Here is an 18,131-nt window from a genome sequence, read left to right on the forward strand (position 1 = left end):
TACATTAGAAAAAGAGCGAATATACATTCGCTCTTTCCCACATATTTACGGCGCAAAGCTTATCATCCAACCTAACATAAATCCAAATACAGTAAACAGTAGCATAAAAACAAATAAACTACATGCCCACAATGCATATTTTCGACTTTTTCTTTTTGTGATCATGCCTACGACTGAACACAATAATCCAACTCCAACTATTTGCCGAAAACCTTCGCCTATAAATGTTTCTTGAATAAGCAATGTAATGTTCAAATACAATAACGCTAGAAAGGCAATAATTAATGAAATAATCCCCATCCACGATTCCTGTTTATAAATATGACTCTTTCTTTTTTTTAAGAATGCCAATTCCATAACCTCGCTTCACCTACTTTCAATTTTCTAACCTTTTCATGGCCCATCAATTTTTCAACTTCTCCTTTAGGTCCAGTTACAACTGCCCCGTATGTTTTTACCCCATTTTTTTCAAGAAAAGAAATACGCTTTGACAACTCTAATGTTTTCGATCTAGATAGCTTCACCGCTAAATTTTCATGCTTCTGTAATGACTTTAACACACCAATAAATTGTTCCTCATGAGGTGAATCACTTACAAAAGGACCACTTAGACTTGAAATCATATCTGCCGGAAAACCAATCGGAGCAACATACATACCCTCATCATTCTTTTGCTTCTCCTCTAATCCTGTATTCACGGCGTACCAAACAATATCAATAGTTGGAAACATGTTCTCTACCTCTTGTACACTTAATAATTCTCTAAAAGATACAAATGCTTCTACAACAGATTCTTGCGGAAGACCCTTTAATACCTGTGCTTCTTCGCTACTATTATAGGACGTATTATAATTATTAGGATGAGACAATACCTCGTTATCTATATATGGGATTTCTGGAATTTTTTCATCTGTTGTATATTCACGGCTTACTTTCGCTGCTTTACTTAATAAATAATATGTTTTCTCTTCGCCTATTCGAATATCTTTCTTTCCTACCCTTTTATACAAATCGAAATGCAATTGTAAACTAAGCGGCAACACTGTTTGCTCCATGTCTCTTTCTTTCATAAATACATTTGGTTCCGTTACACTTAACGTTTGGTTTACTACATTCCGTATCTCCATTGCGTTTGTAGGTGCAAATATATAGTATGCGAGTGTAGATATATATAAAATAGGTTGAATAAGTAATAAAAAAGTAAATACAATCAATACATTCGTAATACGCGCTCTTTTTTTTCCTATTTTCAACACTTGCTCCTGTTTTCCATTAGGAAGTGAATCCGGCCTTTGATGAAGAGCTTCTTGTAACAATTCTTTATAACCTTCTTGTTCAGAACGAGGTTTATCATTGGTCATTTTGACTCTTTTCCTCCTTTAACAATTCTTTTAATCTCTTTCTCCCGCGAAATATGTGACTTTTAAACGTGTTTAACTTTAAATCTAATACAGAAGCACCCTCTTCGTACGTTAATTGATGTACGTCATATAATAAAATAGCTTGTGCCTCTACCACGGGTAAAGTGTGAATAATCTGAATTAATTTTTCGTAACTATTTTTTGCGACTACATACTCTTCTGTAGATTCACCTGCTTGTATTGTCTCTAATTCCTCCGTTCCTACAAAAGCTACTTTTTTCTCTTTCCTAACAAAATCAATAAACGTATGATATGCCACTTTAAAAAGCCATGATTTTACCTTTTGGTTTTCATAGTCTTCTAGATAAAGATACGCCCGATAAAAAGTCTCCTGCATCAAGTCCTCCGCTACGTGATGGCTACGAGAAAGGGAAAATAAATACCGGTACACATCGTTTATATAAACCTTATATATTTCTTCAATTTCCATCCCCCTCCTCCTTTCATATATAACACGAATAAGCGCGTTAAAAAGTTGCATTATTTTTCCTTTTTATATTTTTTATTTATTAAAAAAGAAATAACACTTATACATTTCAATAACTATTTACAATTATAAACAAAATATAAGATGTTATAACTGTAAATCCCTAAAAAAACTCCACATGTAGTATGTACGGAGATTATCTCATGAGTTATTTGCAAATTATAGGTGGGGAATATTTGACGCTTACTTTATAAGCATACAAAAAAGTGTTAAGTACATAATCGTACTTAACACTCTAGTAATAAAGTATAATAGCTACTTACTCGTAAAGAACCGATCAAAAATTTGATAAATAGCTGAAAGACCAAAGAGCCAATAAATGGTATCCACAAGCGCCGGCATAGAACCAAACCATTCCTCAACTACATTATAATCTAACGCTACAAACAACCAATTCAAACCGCCAAGAATCACCAAAATTACTGTAAGGTATGACAAAAATTTCATTATGATTGCCCCCTAGGTGATAAGATGGTGAAAGGCCTTTCACTAAAATATATGTAATGGATTCTAAAACTTACCTATTTTATAAAATTTATTTTCGGTACCAGCCATTAATAACTGCCTCTGCTTCTTTACTATGTATTTGATATGAATGATTACTATCATTTGAGCCGATAAACCAAATTGAAAAACCTTTAAAATACGGCTTCGGTTCTAATACATCTCGGTAAGCACGCCATCCATTTAATTGTACGTCTTTTGAAAATTCATTTGAAACATCTGGATTCCACGGATTTTGTAACCCAAGTTCACGCGCTGGTACGTTAAATCCACCAAAATAAACTGGCTTTCCTGTTGCTTTATGTAATTGTTCAAGTTGCTGAACGACATTTTGGCCACGATTGTATACTGTCGTCGCAAATAAACTTTGCTTTACTTCTTCGTATGATGGATTTCTTTTTCCTGAAACTTCAAACCAACTATCAATACTTACGATGTCCACCTTTTTTAAATACGGGCGATTTATTTTCTCTTTAAAATTCGCCTCAAAAGAAGGATCCCAACTTGCAGTTAACCACCAGTTCATTTGATACAAAACATTTCCTTTATACTGCTGGCGAACAAAATTAATCGTATCATTCCAATATCCTTCTGCATATTCCATATTCACGAAATTAGAAGCGATCTTCAGCCCATAAATATTGTACTTACTTGTAATGGAATTAAAAATATCTTGTAAAACAACCGTTTTCCAATTCCAGAAGAAATCGTTAATATTACTCGGGTTCCACTCTGTTTCTCCAATATTTCCTTGCTGAATAAACGGGAATGGCTCCACTATAACTTGTATATTACGCTTTAATAATTCTTGAATTAAAATAATAGCTTGTTTCTTTTGCGCCTGATTAATTACCATATTAGCAGAATTCACATTCGGAATATCAACTTGAATCGGTACATTCACCGTATTTAAATTCAAACGTTCTACATCAGCTAACACTTTCGCTACATTTCCTACTTCCCATACCGTTACGTTTCCTGATTTTATTTTTCCAGATTGAACAGTATTTACATCTGCCTGTACATTTCCTTGAAAACAAAAAGAAAACAACATGATACACACTCCTAAAAAACTTACTAAACTCTTATTTTTTTTCAAAACTTCCCTCCTATAATTTTTGGCTTTCCTGATTATTTTATACAACGTTTCACATATATTCCAGAAAAAAATTAAATGAAATTTTCATTAATAAAAGTGTTATTCCTATAATTCTCCTGAAAATAGTAAGATAAATAAAAAAAGAGCGGCTTTCCGCTCTTTTTTCTTATCTTCTCACGACTGAAATCATTGTCTTCTTTCTGGTAACTTAGTTGGGTCAAATTTTGTCACCATTATAAATAAGAGACCCTTACATATAGTAAGAATCTCTTCTAACATTATCGCGGCTGTAAAGTTAATACTTTCCCTTCAATTCCGTCTGTATTCAAAGTAGTCGTATGATACTCTCCATTCACCCAATCATCTATTTGATCATGATACCAATCGCTTCTAAAATGTCCTGACTGTCCCGGCCCTACTATATGATAACCGTTTGACATATCTTTCGTATCAATGACAAATCTCCAAGAAGCTCCATGATTCACAATACCGTTATCTCCGTAATTCGCTGCTTGAACGGTAACTTGACTTCCTCCAATTGGAACTGGTTTCTCACGATTAAATGCGAGTAGTGCTAATATACTAGATGATCTCGAAATTGGATGTGTAAAAGCAAGTTGATGGTAATCGCCCCACTTCCATTCTCCAACATCGGATCCATACTCCTTCTGCAATTTCTTCATTACATTTGTATACGACGTATGTACAACTTCCGTGAAGCCACCATACTTTGAAAACCAATTGCTATTTTCACCATTTACTTGTTTACGAATCAATTCATCCACAACTTGTTGCTTACCTTCAAATAACTCCATCACATCTTTTGGAATTTCTTTTGAAAATACTGTATTAGAAATCTCTTTCATTACTAAGTGAAAAATTAATGGTGCTGCTTCATCCTTACTATCGTAAAAATTCCACTTCGATAATTCTTTTACTCCCTCTTTCTCTACATCTGATAAAGATGTCTTATTTAACTCCTTTAAAAATACAGGGGTGAACTCTTTCCCATATAAATTTTTTTGATCCATCTGTAACTCTTCTAAATCTTTCACCGTATACTTATCCTTCTCTTGCAAAAACTCTTGAATACGCATTTGCCTGTACGGTTGCGCCCACGTATTACTAATATGGTATGGATAAGCGTCATCAACAATTTTATTATTCGCAGTTGAAATAAACCCTTGTTTTGGATTTATTACTTTCGGAAGCTTATCAAACGGAATATACCCTTCCCATTCATATTCATCCGTCCACCCTGGAACGGGCAAACTACCATCACCTTTTTTACGCACTGGTATATTTCCATTCGCTTTATAAGCAATAGTGCCATCGTTTGATGCAAACACAAAGTTTTGAGTTGGTGTATGAAAATCTTGAAGAGCAGTTTCAAACTCATTCCAGTCTTTTGCTTTATTCATATTTAATACAGCCTTTAATTCAGCGGAAGGCTCCAAAGCAGTCCACTTTAAAGCAAATACTGTTTTCGTTTTCTCCTTCCCCTTATCCGCAAATTCTGAAATAACTGGACCATGCCTTGTAATTGTAACGTTATAAGGAATTGTTTTCCCATTTTTTACTTTAATAGATTCATCCACAACAGTAGCTTTCTCCCATTTATCGTTATACAAAAATTCATTTTCATTATTAGGATTTCTCTTTTCAATATATAAATCTTGTACATCAGGACCTGTATTCGTAACACCCCATGCAATCTCTTTATTATGCCCTAGCATAACACCAGGAACACCCGCAAAAATAACTCCACTCACATTTACATCTTTCGTTTCTAACTTTGTTTGATACCATATAGAAGGTGTCGCAAGAGATAAATGAGGGTCGTCCGCTAAAATCGGCTTACCAGACGCACTCTTCTCACCGCTCACAACCCAGTTATTACTCCCATTAAATTCTGGTGGAATGATCGTCTTTGAAAAACTTTGCGCTACATTCACATTTGTATTTTTTAATTCAGCTAGCAATCTAGGTGCATCTTTCGGATATGTAGGAAATAGCTCATTTGCTTGCTCTTTCGGTAAATTTTTCAGCGCCCAATATCGAAACGCCTGTCCGTGCCAATGTCCGCCTAAGTCAAACGCCATATACTTTCCGATCGTTAAAGAGTCCACAATTGACCATTCAGCAGGTTCATAACCTAATAACGTAAACTCAACCGGCAATCTCTTTTCCTCTTTCGCCTCGCGTATAAAAGCGTTCACCCCATCAGCAAATGACTGTAGAGCAAATTTCGCTTCCCCATCGTATTGACTAACAGACGCTTCTGCTGCTCGCCGCAAACCGAGAGTCCGAAACAACTTATCTCTCTCAACAGCTGCTTCTCCAACAACTTCACTTAACATTCCAGAAGCTTGCCTTCTACTTAAATCCATTTGAAACAAACGATCTTGCGCTTGTACATACCCTTGCGAAAAATATAAATCATGTGCATTTTCCGCTTTAATATACGGTACCCCTTTACTATCTCGCTTTACCGTAACAGCACGTTGTATATCTTCTAGCTTTATCGTTCCATCTATCTTCGGCATAGATCTCAGCGTATATACATTCAAAAAAATCGCAGCAGAAATAACTAACAAAAGAACGATACTACTAGACCAAATAAAAATTCTTTTTCCACTAGTTCGTTTCTTTTTTATGACGACTTCCATATAACCCCCTCCTTTCTGAAACTATTCGCTTCTATTTAAGGAAGAACCTTTTAAAAAACTTGAAAAACCCCTTCATTTTCCTACAAATGAAGGGGGAATTTTTATCGTTTGTTACGCCAGCTTTCATTATGACCAAGATTTGACTCGGTCGCTACTTGCACATCATATAACATTTCACTAAAGAAGCGTTTATCTACTTCTTTTGGTACAATGCGTCTTTCATCATCAATTTCGTCATATTCATATGAACCACGGTTCACTGTACCTGCTTTGTAAAATTGAATGTCAAATACACATACATCTTCTTCATCTTCATAACCAATCGGCGCTCCACTAAATGACAGCTGCACTCCTAATCCAGTGCGAGTATCTTCTTTGTAAAACGTATAATACACACCGCCATCTTGAACTGATCCGCGAGTCCATCCAAGCTTCGTCATCTTACCGAATAACGAGCGACCATTTAATAAAATACCGCCAAATCTCTCAATAGCAATCTCATCATTCTCTTCTACTACAAACACTGGACGTTCAATTTGTACAAACGGCTGAACAATTCCCGCAATTGTCAGTTGCTCCTTCCATAACGCTTTTTCCTCCCTAGACAACTCGAACGGATGAATAAAACCGATAGCAGTTCCAGACGAAAGTTCATGAGTCTTCCCGTCAATTGCATAGAGCACGCCACCTTCCGTATAACGGAATGCCTTCAGCAACTTGCCTTCCTTATACTCACCCCAAATAAGCGAAGTAGAAAATCGCTTCATAATTGGATTATCCATAAATACAGACTTCCACGTATCGTATGACCAATAGCGCTTTCGTGATAGTGCCGCTTCCAAGCGTTGTTTCTGCATAGAAAGAGCACTTCGGAGTTCCTTCTTTAAAGAGGATAACTCTTTTTTAGCCTCCTCAGCTTTTACTACATCATCTTTTGCATTCGGCTTTGGAAGTGACTTCATACGTTTTCCTTCTTCTGTCTCTAATTCAATTTTCGAATCTGAAGTTAAAATAGCAGTAAAACTTCGATTCCCAAAATCAATCGGCTTTTCACCACGTATAGTAAAACCAAGATCCGGTACCAGTTGATCTTCCAGCTCTTCTTCCGTTATGCCGCGTGTTTGCGCAGCAAGACTGAGTGCTTCTTTTGCTGCATTACGCACTAACTTATGTTTATATTTAAATGCCATTTCATGAATAGACATGAGTGCAAGCTTAGATGAAGACAAACCTAAAGCACGAACGGCATCCGCAGCTATCTTTCCTCTCATATGAAGCACCCATTCATCAATTTGCTTTTTCAGTATGCCGACCATGTTGTTATCACTATATATTCCGTATAACGAAAGAATGCCACGTTTCTTCACATCTGCATCTTCAGAAATCCATATTTGATAGATTGCTTGTACATATTCCTTCAAGTCTTGTGCATGTAACGTACTACCAATTCCTTCAGCAACTTCTTTCTTCTCAATGACAGGATCTGAAATATACTGTTGGACATAGGCTAATGGAATTGTAACATCAGCAATTTCATTTGATTCACGAAGACGGATTTGTGGTTCATTCACAAACAATTGCAGAAGTGAATGTCTTGTTTGTTCTGTTACTATACGACTGCAAAGTTCTTCTATATTTTCTGCATCTCCTCCTACTTTTCCCAGTTCAAGTAATGGAACAAATTTCTCAACAAAAGAAGCATTCTTTTTTTCTTGCAAAGCTTCCTGTACAAGTTGCATATATTTTTCAATCTTATATTCTATAAGTAGTTTCATCACATTTTCACGAACAATTTTCTTTTTATTATGAAGTTCCAGCGCTACATCCTTTGCAGCTTCTACATCTTTTGAAAGAAGTTTAACTACAGACTCACGCATCTTTTTAGACGAATCTCCTAAGCTTTTGATTAAAATAGGACGCATTTTAACCATATTTCCCCTTGCTAACTCTTCTAAAATATATACTTTTGCCAAAGCAGAATACTCATCAAACCGTTCAATTATGTATGCTTGTTCTTTTACAATGACATGAACAAGCGCTTCCTTCGCCTTATTTCTCTCTTCACTGTAGCATGCAGCTTGTTCAACTGCATAAGTGATAAGCTTGTCCTTACTTAACCCATACGAAAGCAAATCTTCTAATACTTGTTTCGGTTCTATCCCTCTGACAGAACATTCGTAAAGAAGTTCATATAAATTAACACTATCATCCTCTCCGAATTGTAGTGTAAGTACAGCTTCCCTCTTCGCTACTTCATCTACATCCCAAAGGAGTACAACCTCTAACACCGGCATACCCCAATACATACTTCTATATTTCGGATTTTTAAGTATTTGCTTCATATCCTCAAGTGACAATTTCCCTAGTAAATAATCACGATATGTATCTCTCACTGTAGACAATTTAATTTGCAACGCAGCGACAAAAAATTCTTCTCGTATTTTCCCTCTATTTAGCTCATGTCCTTTTTCAGCTAACGTTCGTGCGATGATGAGATAATTCATTTTACTTACATATTGCAAAGTACGCTGAATAAATTCAGGATTTTCTTCCAACATAAAGCATAGCAATTCATATTCATACGTCTTACAAAAATCTTCACTATTCAAATCATGTTGCCTCAGACGGTGTGCAAAAAATCTCTCCTCAGAAACCCAAAACTGTTTACAAAACATTTGAATCTCTTCATATGTTTTCTTATTTACACTACCTGTTCTTTTGTAGTTTTGAGGCTGGCCGAGAGTGTGACACATATAACGTGTTGCATAGTTTATAAAACTCCACACATTTTTCTTCGCTAATATCTCAACATATCGCCTCGCAACATTTGAATACTTATGAACACTAAATAATAATCGCCAAATATGTTCTGATAAATTCCCACCTATAAATACTTCACTATCATCTTTACCTTTCATATATCGTTTAACCGCTTCAACCTTTTCCTTTTCTCCTGGTAGTCTCAATATAAATTCTGCATGTTCTTCTAATCTCTCATTCAATAAAGAACTATATGTATGAAACTTTTCATAATCTACATCAAACATTACGAGAAGTAATGTAAATTGCTGCTGAGTTGGTAAAGTATGTAATTGTTCCTCTATATAGTTCGGGTTCTCTTTTGTTAACTCTCTAAGAAAAACATCTGCTTCATTCACATAACTTGAAATACTGGATAAATATTTACATGCAATTGCTACAAGTTTGTCCAAAGGAAGTGCACTTTTTTCTAAATAAACCTTCATTTTAGGAAAACTTACATGTGCAAAACGTACTACAAGAACATTTAATAATTGCTCCTCGAGTATATGATAAAATAACCGAAAGAAATCCGGATCTTGTTTATGTAATTTCCTAAAATCGTTTATAAATCGCTCCGCAAAATCACTTCTTTTTTGATCACGAATTGTCGTTATTTGAATACCTCTTAAAATCTCTTCTTCTTTTGTCTGTAAATATCGCAGTGATAATTGCTCCTGCTCTTTTGTTATATTAATATATTGAAACAACTGAGATGTACCAGTAGTCAAGCCTTGTTCCCCCGCATCTTTTTATTATAAAAATACCCTTATTTAATGGTAGTATAGCATAAAACTCACCAAAACGAACATACATTCTATATTAAGTTAATGTAAATTAAAATACACTACTCAAAATACTTCTCCTTCGCGCTAAACTTCCCATTACACACTTCTCTCCACTAAAATTCTCTAACTTTTCGCTACACCAATTCCTCAAAATCCCCTTCACATAAGCAAAGGTTCGCTTATTATTTTCACACGCAATTTTAAGTGCATCTAATACTGTCTCTCCTGGAACCCTTTGTATCCAATCTTTCAATTCCTTCACAATATATGGAGATAGACTGCTAATATTTTGTTCGTAAAACTTATAAACTTCACTATGCAAAGTAGTCTCTTCTACCGTTTCTACCACTTCCACATCTTCTTCAATAACTGCTTCTGAACTACTACTCTCTTCTGGTGGCATACCAAAATGCTGCAACAATAATGGGATCTTATGTTCTTCTTCCAGACATTTACGTAAAAACATATGTATAAACTCTTTGTTCTTCACAGTCTTTAACTCACGTAACACGCACTTTTCTACATTCGTATTTAAAATAGGATTATAGTGTAACCAATTTATAATGAATAACTCTTTCGTTTCTGCATCATATAAAATCTTCCCGTATTCCACAAACCGGTTCAATAACTTCTCAACAGTCTCCATACTGTAACCAGTTTCAAGCTCTGCTAAACGCTTTGGCAATATGTAAATACCACATTGCTTCGTTTTCGTACCAGTTAACAAATATATGTAAAAATAACGCTCCTCTGGCGTTAAATCTAATATGAATTCATCTTGCCAAAAGTTCACCTGTACATTACGGTATACCGCCATATGTTTCCCTCCCGCTACTTACTAGTACAAGGAAAAAATTCACTCCTTCAATATAAATATAGGAATGCGGGAATGGTTTTGGCATTTGAAATTCAATTTTTTTTACTACTACTACGATTTTATTTTTTCGCGCTTTTTTTGTTCTTGTAGTTGTTTTTGTTTTGTTTTTTCTTAGTGATTTATTACTTGGTAGGTGCTTATGAGGGGCTTGGAAGGGGCTTATATAGTGTTTTCATTCCCCTCTTATCTAATATCTAATTACAAATGTCTCCAACAATCTTCATACATAGCAGACAACCATTATGATTCACCTGCTTATATTTACCCGGAAACAAAAAGCACTTGTTGCCTTCGTAGACAATTCAGTGCTTTAGGGTTGAAAGTTTATAAATAAAAGTGTCTATAATCGACATAGTTGATTGAAATACAATTCTGTTACATTTATTTTAGTAACGATAATATGATAGATACCGAATTATCTATAACTGAACGTTCTGGACTAGATTTCATTAACACTGTTAATCCAATTAATGAAGTGACTAGCGTTTGTGCCAATGCTTTAGCATTCACATCACTTTGCAGTTCTCCAGACTGAATACCTTTGGCGATTAATTCTTGAAATATAACTGAAAGATACATTTGATGTTCTCTAGTCAACACTTCAAATTTTTCATTATGAGGAGCAAGTTCCACCATTGTGTTAATACAAAAACAGCCTTTATTTGATTCTTTTTTATATTCCTCTTCCACCATATTTTCAAAAAATGTACGAATGGCCTCTTTTACAGATTGTTCTTTTTGAAGTTTTGTTCGAATGCTAGCTGCGTGTATATTCGTGTATCTCCGTAATGCAGCTTCAAACAGCCCTTCTTTATCACCAAATGCCGCATATAAACTCGGTCTTTGTATTTCCATTTTAGCAGTTAGATCACTTAATGAAGTAGTAGCGTATCCTTTCTCCCAAAAAAGTTGCATAGCAGCATCCAAAGCTTTTTCTTCATCAAATTCGCGTAGTCGAGCCATTTAACCTCTCCTCTTTCTTCAACTGTTTTCTAAATTATAAATCACGATTTTATGTACTAATCAGTATGTTATATATCGTATTAAATTATGAATGATATGTCAAAATAAACTGAAATCACCTTACAATTCACTTGACATATTAACTTATCCCTGATTATATTTTACTTAAGAAATAACATACCGTTCGGTACATTATTTTAAAAATAAAAGGAGATGATATTATGGATGTTAAAGAAACAACAACTACTCTTACTCAGAATAATGATCCGTTCCAATTACCTATCAATACAATCATGCCCCGCTATATAACTCTATTATTTTCAATAGCTTGTGGTATGACTGTGGCGAATATATACTTCGCTCATCCTCTACTTGATTCTTTATCAAACGAGTTTAAGATCAACCATTCAACTATTGGTGTCGTTATTACGATTACTCAAGTTTGTTATGCACTCGGATTACTTTTATTAGTTCCACTTGGTGACTTATTAAACCAAAAAAGACTTATTATTGTTCAAATGCTTTTATCCGTTTTCGCTTTAATTGTGGTCGGAGTCGCTCCTTCAAGTACCGTACTTTTTATAGGTATGGCCTTAGTCGGAATTCTTGCGACTGTTACGCAGACACTCGTCGCATACGCATCCATTTTAGCTAACCCAAAAGACCGTGGGCGAATAGTAGGTTTCGTTACAAGTGGTGTCGTAATAGGAATTCTACTTGCACGTACATTTGCCGGAACATTAACAGATCTAGCGGGATGGCGTTCCGTTTATCTTACCTCTGCTGTACTTATGCTCTTCGTAATCGGTTTGTTATATCGTAATTTACCTAATCTTGAACATAAAAAAACAGCTATGACCTATCGTAAATTATTACGTTCTGTTCTCTTATTATTTGTAGAAGAAAAGATCTTACGTATTCGCGGAATATTAGCATTGCTTATTTTTACTTCCTTCAGTATTTTATGGACTTCATTAGTTTTACCTCTAAGTGCCGCACCATATAATCTATCACATACAGCTATCGGAGCATTTGGTCTTGCTGGAGTTGCTGGTGCATTAGCTGCCACTAAGGCCGGACAACTCGCTGATCGCGGATTGGGAGAAAGAACTACTGGCATAGCCTTATCCTTATTATTACTTTCATGGCTCCTCATTAAATTAATGAACCATTCTCTATTCCTACTAGTTACCGGTGTTATCCTTTTAGATTTAGCTGTGCAAGCTGTACATGTCACGAACCAAAGTATACTTTTCACAGTGCGTCCTGAAGCGAGAAGTCGGCTCACTGCTAGTTATATGGTTTTCTATTCTATCGGCAGTGCTACAGGTGCAATTCTTTCCACAAACATTTATGCAAGCTACGGATGGAATGGAGTTTGTATATTAGGTGCATCCGTTAGTGCTTGCGCTCTTTTATTTTGGGTAATAACCTTACGGCGATCATCACAACTAAAAGAAGAATAATTCATTTGTGTATTTTTTAATACGTGTTTTTCTACAAGACTATAGAATAGCATTTACTTTTCAAAATAAATCAACGGCATTTTCATATTAAAAATGCCGTTGATTCCAAACTTTTATGTATGCGATTCGCCATTTCATGATAATAGATCATATACTAGCGAAATACATCTATTACAAATTACCTTTAACTTGTCCAACAATCTCATTTATCGTATTTCGATCAAACTTATCACTAATTTCGTATGGCTTACGATCTCCTACTAATTGTACCCCTACGATGTCTTTGCGGTCCTTACCATATTGCACTTCAATAATAGATCCGCGCTCTATTTGTTTCCAAATGTAACCTGCTTCATCTTTATTATCTAAAATAATACAGTCCTCAATATTTTCATCAATCCCAATTAACTTGTTATCATCCATATACCCAACCTCGTATTGTAGACGTTCTTTCTCTTTGCCGCTTACTAATATACCTTTGCTACCATATGAGTAATCCGTATAATCCTTTTTCTCCGCTTGTACCGCTTTCGGCTCTTTTGCTTCAGTTTTTTCAGCAGTTACACACCCCGCAATAAGACCGATTGGCATAACCGCCGTTAATACTACTCTAGTAAATTTCTTTATCATTTGTAACCAACCTCACATACTTATTTGTATTAAATGATAACTCATTAAATAAATACAAGTTCTTTCCATCCTAATCTTGAACTTTATATGCTAACTGATTGTTTGGGATTATATTTTCTAAACGTTTATTAAGGTGTAAATAAATTCCGACAGCTTCCTTACCTTATTTGTGACCTTCTCACAACTATAGATAGCTTGTAGCAGTTACAAAATCAAAGCCTTCAAAATAACTAACCGAATTATCATACTGAAAATTATAAATTAAAACGATAGAATTATAGGATTTCTTTAATTTAACTTCTTCCTTAATTCTAGAAATTATTTTATCATCATATGAACATCCCGCTAATAACACAGAGATATCATCACTCGCTTCTTCTAACACTTCCTTTTCAATAAAGTCCTCATCTACATCAATCATATCAATATTAAAATCAATAAAAAACCTTGCTGCTATAGAGTCTCCTTCTTCATCATACGTAACATCCATATATGTATCTAACTGATCTTGCGTTTTCATATTACCTAACCAAATTGAAACCATTCCATGTACTTCCATCAATGGTGTCCTCCATTATTAAAATATTATACTTTCTCATTCAACTTACGCTTTAAATAATCGGCAATTTTCATTTCTCCTCTTTCAACAGCAAATGTATAAGCATCCATATCTTTCATATTATTACCGGAGTATTTTATCGTTATATCTATACCATTCATAACTAGCAATTTAACAATTTCAAAATGACCACTATATATTGCAGCAAACAGAGGATTTCGATCCGGCTCACTAGTATCCATTTCAACTTGATGTTTAATGAGGTACTCTGCAATATGTAAATATCCTTTTGTAGCCGCTCTTTCAAGGGCATTTGTAGAAAAAGTCCCACCCTTTGCATGAATATTGATCCCTAAATTGATTAAGTACTCTATCATTTCTAACTGTCCATGCGCTGTCGCTACATGTAACCACGTACCAAATGGCATCACATATTCCAACATCTTCGGCTCTCTCTCAAGTAAATCTCTTAACGTGTTTAATTGACCACTCTTTATAGACTCTCTAATTCTTTTCGCAATTTGAATCTTATCCATTGTATTTCTCCTTTAATTCTTATCTTGTAGAATTAACTCTATAACTTATCAACTACTTTAAAACTCGTGATTTTTATAAAAACCATTTCTTCTTTCTATTCAGTTAAATAGGATTATTCGGAAATTCATTATCATACTTATTAATTAGCGCTTTAGCATTTTCATCAATTGGTACTTCGCCTAAGTATTTATGTTTCCAAATAATCATTTGATTACTAAAACTATATTCTGTATCGAACCAATTTGTATAATCAAAATGCATGTTAAATTTCCCACTATGTTCAAGAGACATCGTAAAGGAGTACCAAAGTTTTTTGCTGATTATCTTTGAAAACATTTCTTAATTCCTTACTCAATTTATATAAAGAGTCTTCTTTCCTTTCAAATTCCTCTTCATCAACTTCGTATTTAAAAGGAATTCCCACACTATATTTATATTTTTCTTTACTTCTGAGGTTGTTATAGAAAAAGTATGTTCCCCCTCCAGTTTCTGATATTTGAGCATAAAAATAAAATTTCTCCCACTCTTCTGGAATCATTTCATTAACCGTTTCCGCTACCTCTCTATATAACCTATTCAGCTCTTTTTCCAATTAAATTCCCCCTATGTAATTTTTCCCGTCCAGTTTTTCTATATTATACCATTCTCCCGATTAGCTCTGGCTTCATTTCATTCAAAAATCAGACCGAATGTCGAGAAACTATAGAAAGTAAACATGCCTCTTGAATACAATTATTATTAAATTTGAGAAGTATGGAAGACTTAATACAAAATACAAACTAGATGATTACAATTAAAATTGTCTTTATATTAAGGAAGGAAGTGCACAGCTATGGATTTTAAAACAGTTATGTAAGAGCTTGAAGCCCTCGGTAAAGAACGAACGAAAAAAATATACATATCTAATGGTGCGCACGAGCCAGTTTTCGGCGTAGCTACGGGCGCTCTGAAACCAATCGCTAAGAAAATAAAATTAAATCAAATCAAGAGTTAGCTGAGGAACTTTATTCCACAGGTAACTACGATGCTATGTACTTTGCAGGGATTATTGCCGATCCAAAAGCTATGAGCGAGTCTGATTTTGATCGCTGGATGGACGGGGCGTATTTTTATATGCTATCTGATTATGTAGTAGCATTAACTTTATCGGAGTCAGATATTGCACAAGACGTTGCTGATAAATGAATTGCAAGTGGAGACGAGCTTAAAATGTCTGCAGGCTGGAGTTGCTACTGTTGGCTTTTAGGAAATCGCAAAGACAATGAATTTTCCGAAAGCAAAATTTCCGATATGCTTGAAATGGTGAAAAATACAATTCATGATTCGCCAGAACGAACAAAATCCGCTATGAATAATTTCCTAAACACCGTGGCAATTTCATATGAACCACTACATGAAAAAGCAGTCGAGACTGCAAAAGAAGTTGGTATAGTTGAAGTAAAACGTGATAATAAAAAAAGCAGCTTGTTAAATGCTTCCGAAAGCATTCAGAAAGAAGTTGATAGAGGAAGACTTGGTTTCAAACGTAAATATGTAAGGTGTTAAAAGTATGAAGGTGTCAATCTAAGTGAGATTGACACCTTTTTTTATGAACATCACTAGATTAATGAGACTCAAAGTTAAAGGGAACCAATCATTCATTTCCCTCTATACATCTAAAACTTCTTCTTTCAATTTATATACTCTATCTCTTTTCTCATCATTTTTGATAAAAATAAGCTTTCCTTCTTTAACAAAACCTTCTAATATTAAGCATACTTGCCCATATGCTTTCGGCTTATTCGTAGTGAATCTTTCATCGGGTATTTTACCAGATCGTATCAATCGTTCGCATAGCTCAAGTGCACTTATTTCTTCAGAATCAATTAATTCCAAAATATCTTTTTGTAATGGCGATAAAGGAGCTGGTATCTTAGATACCTCAGCTACCTCCACCTTTTCTTTTTCTTCTTCAAATAAATCTTCAAATGAAATTTGATTCATTACATCTTTTCCTTTCTCACAATTGATTTATATAACATGAACTGAATCCTATATGTACTGGAACTTTAAATATTATTTATTGTTATGTAGTACTTACCTTATTACATGAATTTCAAACTCATGTCCGTAATTCCATATAGTATGTTTCAATTATACCAAATATACGTTCTGTCTTCTATTGTAGAATTCGTTATAATAGAAATGAAAATAATAGTGAACATTTCCCTCCTTGTTAGTTGTATACACTATGTGAAAAAACAAAAAAAGTTTACATAATAAAATTATAGTGCTCTGTTAAATTTCTACGCTAAAACGCAAAAACGCACTTGTTGCCTTTCATAGACAATCAAGTGCTTTAAGTTCATATGTTTTTAAGTAGCATAAATTTGTAAGTTTTGTAGTAACAGTTTGACACCTTTTATATATCGTGACAAACAATACGTTAAAACTTACGAGTTCGTTAGTTTTATGTCCATTCCATGTGTTTATATTCATCGCCATGTAAAATGTCATCTCGCCTAAGCTCGTACTTCGTTTTCTATTCTATCATTGCACACAGTACTCCATGATGGTACAACCATCATGGAGTATCTATTTTCAAACACCCTATTATTTTTTCTATCCACTTCACATAAACTTTATTTTTCATTCATCATTATATTTTTTAATCGTGTAATTTACTTAAAAAATCAGTAAATGTATCTGCAATGTAAAATACATTTTCTCTTGCCAGTTCTTCTACTTGTGCTTCTGTTAAACCTTCTTGACGCATTAACATTTCTTTTTCGCCATCATTCTCATGTTCCCAAAATACCATAACAGGGTTATTTTTGTCATTTTTATAGTCAAAACATATTAAATTTCCTGCTGGGTCAAAAGCAAAAGGAACTAACTCTTTAGGTATAGTAAGGGCATAAGTACGATATACTTTAACAATATATTCGCTACTATCCGTATCATAAGAGAGCAATGTCCCAAACACTCTTGTTACTCCATCCACCTCAAACTTATATGGTAATACCGCTGAACCATTATTAGTAGTAGCACACTCTACATAATCACTTGGAAATATAAAATCCATCTGCTTACCCACTTCATATATATATTCTGCTGAAACCGGCTCATCTGGTACTGGCCATGTTAAATCTTTTCTCATCTAATTACGGCCTCCCCATACGATTAAAAAAGCACTCGTTGCCTTTAGTAAACAATCAAGTGCTTTAAGTTCATATGTTTTTTTAGTAGCATAAATTTTGTAGGTCTTAGCTTGATTTTATATTACATCTTTCTATAAAAAACTGCAGTCCAATTGTATCTAACACTCGGGCTACACTTCATATCAGACATTT

At 34.5% G+C, this 18,131-nt stretch carries 14 protein-coding genes and 4 pseudogenes; 2 read left to right on the plus strand and 16 right to left on the minus strand.

Annotated features, from left to right (window positions below; translation table 11 throughout):
* Window positions 1-45: 45 nt before the first annotated feature.
* The 9 genes and pseudogenes from BWGOE10_RS16000 to BWGOE10_RS16040 all read right to left on the minus strand — a co-directional run bounded on the left by BWGOE10_RS16000 (window position 46) and on the right by BWGOE10_RS16040 (window position 11,607).
* Entirely contained in the window at window positions 46-357 is a 312-nt protein-coding gene (locus tag BWGOE10_RS16000) for a hypothetical protein (RefSeq protein WP_070144000.1), read from the minus strand.
* On the minus strand, window positions 339-1,361 hold the full coding sequence (locus tag BWGOE10_RS16005; RefSeq protein WP_070144001.1) for an anti-sigma factor: 1,023 nt from the start codon (window positions 1,359-1,361) through the stop codon (window positions 339-341). Before BWGOE10_RS16005 ends, BWGOE10_RS16000 begins: the two co-directional genes overlap by 19 nt.
* Window positions 1,351-1,851 carry a sigma-70 family RNA polymerase sigma factor gene (locus tag BWGOE10_RS16010; protein WP_070144002.1) on the minus strand — a complete coding sequence of 167 codons (501 nt, stop codon included), beginning with the start codon at window positions 1,849-1,851 and terminating at the stop codon, window positions 1,351-1,353. The genes BWGOE10_RS16005 and BWGOE10_RS16010 overlap by 11 nt, the downstream gene beginning before the upstream one ends.
* Window positions 1,852-2,163: 312 nt before the next feature.
* On the minus strand, window positions 2,164-2,355 hold the full coding sequence (locus BWGOE10_RS16015; protein WP_000670797.1) for a DUF378 domain-containing protein: 192 nt from the start codon (window positions 2,353-2,355) through the stop codon (window positions 2,164-2,166).
* 88 nt (window positions 2,356-2,443) lie between these two features.
* Window positions 2,444-3,511: a glycoside hydrolase family 113 gene (locus BWGOE10_RS16020; protein ID WP_070144003.1), complete on the minus strand. Its 1,068-nt coding sequence runs from the start codon at window positions 3,509-3,511 to the stop codon at window positions 2,444-2,446.
* Window positions 3,512-3,789: 278 nt separating this feature from the next.
* Window positions 3,790-6,180 (minus strand): penicillin acylase family protein, encoded by a 2,391-nt coding sequence (locus BWGOE10_RS16025; RefSeq protein ID WP_070144004.1) that lies wholly within the window; start codon window positions 6,178-6,180, stop codon window positions 3,790-3,792.
* 101 nt (window positions 6,181-6,281) lie between these two features.
* Window positions 6,282-9,710, minus strand: coding sequence for a DUF4132 domain-containing protein (locus BWGOE10_RS16030; protein ID WP_070144005.1), 3,429 nt, complete (start codon window positions 9,708-9,710; stop codon window positions 6,282-6,284).
* A 106-nt stretch (window positions 9,711-9,816) separates the two neighbouring features.
* Window positions 9,817-10,669 (minus strand): annotated as a pseudogene (locus tag BWGOE10_RS16035) (DnaD domain-containing protein).
* A 356-nt stretch (window positions 10,670-11,025) separates the two neighbouring features.
* Window positions 11,026-11,607 carry a TetR/AcrR family transcriptional regulator gene (locus BWGOE10_RS16040; protein ID WP_070144007.1) on the minus strand — a complete coding sequence of 194 codons (582 nt, stop codon included), beginning with the start codon at window positions 11,605-11,607 and terminating at the stop codon, window positions 11,026-11,028.
* Window positions 11,608-11,828: 221 nt separating this feature from the next.
* Between BWGOE10_RS16040 and BWGOE10_RS16045 the strand changes: the two genes are divergently transcribed.
* Window positions 11,829-13,073: an MFS transporter gene (locus BWGOE10_RS16045; protein WP_070144008.1), complete on the plus strand. Its 1,245-nt coding sequence runs from the start codon at window positions 11,829-11,831 to the stop codon at window positions 13,071-13,073.
* Between the two features lie 171 nt (window positions 13,074-13,244).
* Here BWGOE10_RS16045 and BWGOE10_RS16050 read toward each other — a convergent pair whose 3' ends face one another.
* The 5 genes and pseudogenes from BWGOE10_RS16050 to BWGOE10_RS16065 all read right to left on the minus strand — a co-directional run bounded on the left by BWGOE10_RS16050 (window position 13,245) and on the right by BWGOE10_RS16065 (window position 15,391).
* Window positions 13,245-13,703 (minus strand): hypothetical protein, encoded by a 459-nt coding sequence (locus BWGOE10_RS16050; protein WP_070144009.1) that lies wholly within the window; start codon window positions 13,701-13,703, stop codon window positions 13,245-13,247.
* Window positions 13,684-13,863, minus strand: a pseudogene (locus BWGOE10_RS34045) (hypothetical protein); the annotation flags it as partial. The pseudogene BWGOE10_RS34045 and the gene BWGOE10_RS16050, both read right to left, overlap by 20 nt.
* A gap of 24 nt (window positions 13,864-13,887) precedes the next feature.
* Window positions 13,888-14,262: an immunity 22 family protein gene (locus BWGOE10_RS16055; RefSeq protein WP_070144010.1), complete on the minus strand. Its 375-nt coding sequence runs from the start codon at window positions 14,260-14,262 to the stop codon at window positions 13,888-13,890.
* 26 nt (window positions 14,263-14,288) lie between these two features.
* Window positions 14,289-14,798, minus strand: coding sequence for an ankyrin repeat domain-containing protein (locus tag BWGOE10_RS16060; protein WP_070144011.1), 510 nt, complete (start codon window positions 14,796-14,798; stop codon window positions 14,289-14,291).
* 103 nt (window positions 14,799-14,901) lie between these two features.
* Window positions 14,902-15,391 (minus strand): annotated as a pseudogene (locus BWGOE10_RS16065) (antitoxin YezG family protein).
* Between the two features lie 300 nt (window positions 15,392-15,691).
* Between BWGOE10_RS16065 and BWGOE10_RS16070 the strand changes: the two are divergent.
* A pseudogene (locus BWGOE10_RS16070) lies at window positions 15,692-16,344 on the plus strand (DNA alkylation repair protein).
* A 102-nt stretch (window positions 16,345-16,446) separates the two neighbouring features.
* Here the strand turns inward: BWGOE10_RS16070 and BWGOE10_RS16075 are convergent.
* Window positions 16,447-16,782 (minus strand): DUF3895 domain-containing protein, encoded by a 336-nt coding sequence (locus tag BWGOE10_RS16075; RefSeq protein ID WP_070144012.1) that lies wholly within the window; start codon window positions 16,780-16,782, stop codon window positions 16,447-16,449.
* 664 nt (window positions 16,783-17,446) lie between these two features.
* Window positions 17,447-17,938 (minus strand): SMI1/KNR4 family protein, encoded by a 492-nt coding sequence (locus tag BWGOE10_RS16080; RefSeq protein ID WP_070144013.1) that lies wholly within the window; start codon window positions 17,936-17,938, stop codon window positions 17,447-17,449.
* Window positions 17,939-18,131 lie beyond the last annotated feature (193 nt).

Origin of the sequence: Bacillus mycoides (assembly GCF_001757995.1) — a bacterium.
GTDB lineage: Bacteria > Bacillota > Bacilli > Bacillales > Bacillaceae_G > Bacillus_A > Bacillus_A mycoides_B.

Coding starts and splice junctions, on each gene's coding strand:
- BWGOE10_RS16000 (WP_070144000.1), bottom strand. CDS start 357: ATGGAATTGGCATTCTTAAAAAAAAGAAAGAGTCATATTTATAAACAG.
- BWGOE10_RS16075 (WP_070144012.1), bottom strand. CDS start 16,782: ATGAATCAAATTTCATTTGAAGATTTATTTGAAGAAGAAAAAGAAAAG.
- BWGOE10_RS16050 (WP_070144009.1), bottom strand. CDS start 13,703: ATGATAAAGAAATTTACTAGAGTAGTATTAACGGCGGTTATGCCAATC.
- BWGOE10_RS16010 (WP_070144002.1), bottom strand. CDS start 1,851: ATGGAAATTGAAGAAATATATAAGGTTTATATAAACGATGTGTACCGG.
- BWGOE10_RS16060 (WP_070144011.1), bottom strand. CDS start 14,798: ATGGATAAGATTCAAATTGCGAAAAGAATTAGAGAGTCTATAAAGAGT.
- BWGOE10_RS16045 (WP_070144008.1), top strand. CDS start 11,829: ATGGATGTTAAAGAAACAACAACTACTCTTACTCAGAATAATGATCCG.
- BWGOE10_RS16005 (WP_070144001.1), bottom strand. CDS start 1,361: ATGACCAATGATAAACCTCGTTCTGAACAAGAAGGTTATAAAGAATTG.
- BWGOE10_RS16040 (WP_070144007.1), bottom strand. CDS start 11,607: ATGGCTCGACTACGCGAATTTGATGAAGAAAAAGCTTTGGATGCTGCT.
- BWGOE10_RS16015 (WP_000670797.1), bottom strand. CDS start 2,355: ATGAAATTTTTGTCATACCTTACAGTAATTTTGGTGATTCTTGGCGGT.
- BWGOE10_RS16055 (WP_070144010.1), bottom strand. CDS start 14,262: ATGGAAGTACATGGAATGGTTTCAATTTGGTTAGGTAATATGAAAACG.
- BWGOE10_RS16025 (WP_070144004.1), bottom strand. CDS start 6,180: ATGGAAGTCGTCATAAAAAAGAAACGAACTAGTGGAAAAAGAATTTTT.
- BWGOE10_RS16080 (WP_070144013.1), bottom strand. CDS start 17,938: ATGAGAAAAGATTTAACATGGCCAGTACCAGATGAGCCGGTTTCAGCA.